Genomic DNA, 1,038 nt, shown 5'->3' with positions numbered 1-1,038 from the left:
ATATAATTCGCCATATTCCTCCTGAGGTAACCATCTGGGCAGATACCGGTTTTCAAGGTATAGATAAACAGCATCCTAATACACAAATCCCAAAAAAAGGAACTCGAAAAAGACCTTTATCGCCTGAACAAAAACAAGAAAATAAAATAATCTCGGGCATCCGTATTACAGTTGAACACGCCATCGCGGGTATCAAGCGCCTCGGTTGCATGACCCAAATTTTACGGAATCGTAGACCCTTTATTGATGATACCTTCTTACTCCTTAGCGCAGGTCTTTGGAATTTCCATCTCAGAACAGCGTAAAATTTACTTCAATCACCGAAACACCCTTATTTCACTATTAAGCAACACGCTTAATGTTAAAGAGCAGTTCCGCAGCAAACGCTGGCTATGGACTTTTTTTCATACTTCTTGCTTGGTCATCACAACCCAAGCCACTTAAGCCAAGCATCACGTTCTTCTGCGGGACGATTAAAGTAGGCTGCACGCAGCCCTCTATGAAACTCGGGAAGGTATATCAATCGTTCTCTTACTCGAGAATTCGGTTTACTTGGGTCTTGCAATCGAATGACCGGTAATTTGTTGTTCTCGATCATTTCCTGGACAGCGCTAGGGGTTTTGCCGATTAACTCTGCAAATTTTTTAGCGTGCATGACATCTATCGGATATCTCATCTCGTAGTCGTCGTTAATCATTCCTTCCCTCGCTTTCATCTCTTTAAACCGCTTTGTGCCGCTTAAAACCGCTTTAAACCCAAACTCTGGTATGCTTAACACTGGGTGCATTTGCCGCGATTTGCTATGTTGCATACAGGTCATGCTGCATTTGCATCAGGGTCTTTGTTGTCTAAATAGACTACAGCAAAGTTTAAGTTACCGCCTAAATGAGGCTGTCGCAAAAGGGGTGGAATTTTTTTTTCAACAATATCCCACCGTGCAGATTTTCTCTTTTTCTGATTTTAGTTTGTACAAATAATAGACTGAAAATCATCCATAATATCAGAGCAACCGCTCTTGATAAGTTATAGGCCATTGCA

At 41.6% G+C, this 1,038-nt stretch carries 3 protein-coding genes; 2 read left to right on the top strand and 1 reads right to left on the bottom strand.

Annotation, left to right across the window (positions count from 1 at the left end; translation table 11 throughout):
- The coding region (locus CBG25_RS08375) for a transposase family protein (protein WP_290603625.1) at positions 1-305 on the top strand (305 nt) is incomplete at its 5' end.
- On the top strand, positions 247-444 hold the full coding sequence (locus CBG25_RS08370) for a hypothetical protein (RefSeq protein WP_290605975.1): 198 nt from the start codon (positions 247-249) through the stop codon (positions 442-444). The genes CBG25_RS08375 and CBG25_RS08370, both read left to right, overlap by 59 nt.
- Here the strand turns inward: CBG25_RS08370 and CBG25_RS08365 are convergent.
- Positions 425-697, bottom strand: coding sequence for a Cox family DNA-binding protein (locus tag CBG25_RS08365; protein WP_290605974.1), 273 nt, complete (start codon positions 695-697; stop codon positions 425-427). The genes CBG25_RS08370 and CBG25_RS08365 overlap by 20 nt on opposite strands.
- Positions 698-1,038: the final 341 nt, after the last annotated feature.

It is taken from the genome of Arsenophonus sp. ENCA, from assembly GCF_002287155.1.
In the GTDB taxonomy this organism is placed as follows: Bacteria; Pseudomonadota; Gammaproteobacteria; order Enterobacterales; family Enterobacteriaceae; genus Arsenophonus; species Arsenophonus nilaparvatae.
Note: the sequence above shows the minus strand (reverse complement) of the source record. Positions and strands in the feature narration are given on the sequence as shown.

What these genes read in the sequence shown, in the direction of transcription:
- CBG25_RS08370 (WP_290605975.1), top strand. Translation starts at nt 247, where the DNA reads ATGATACCTTCTTACTCCTTAGCGCAGGTCTTTGGAATTTCCATCTCA.
- CBG25_RS08365 (WP_290605974.1), bottom strand. Translation starts at nt 697, where the DNA reads ATGATTAACGACGACTACGAGATGAGATATCCGATAGATGTCATGCAC.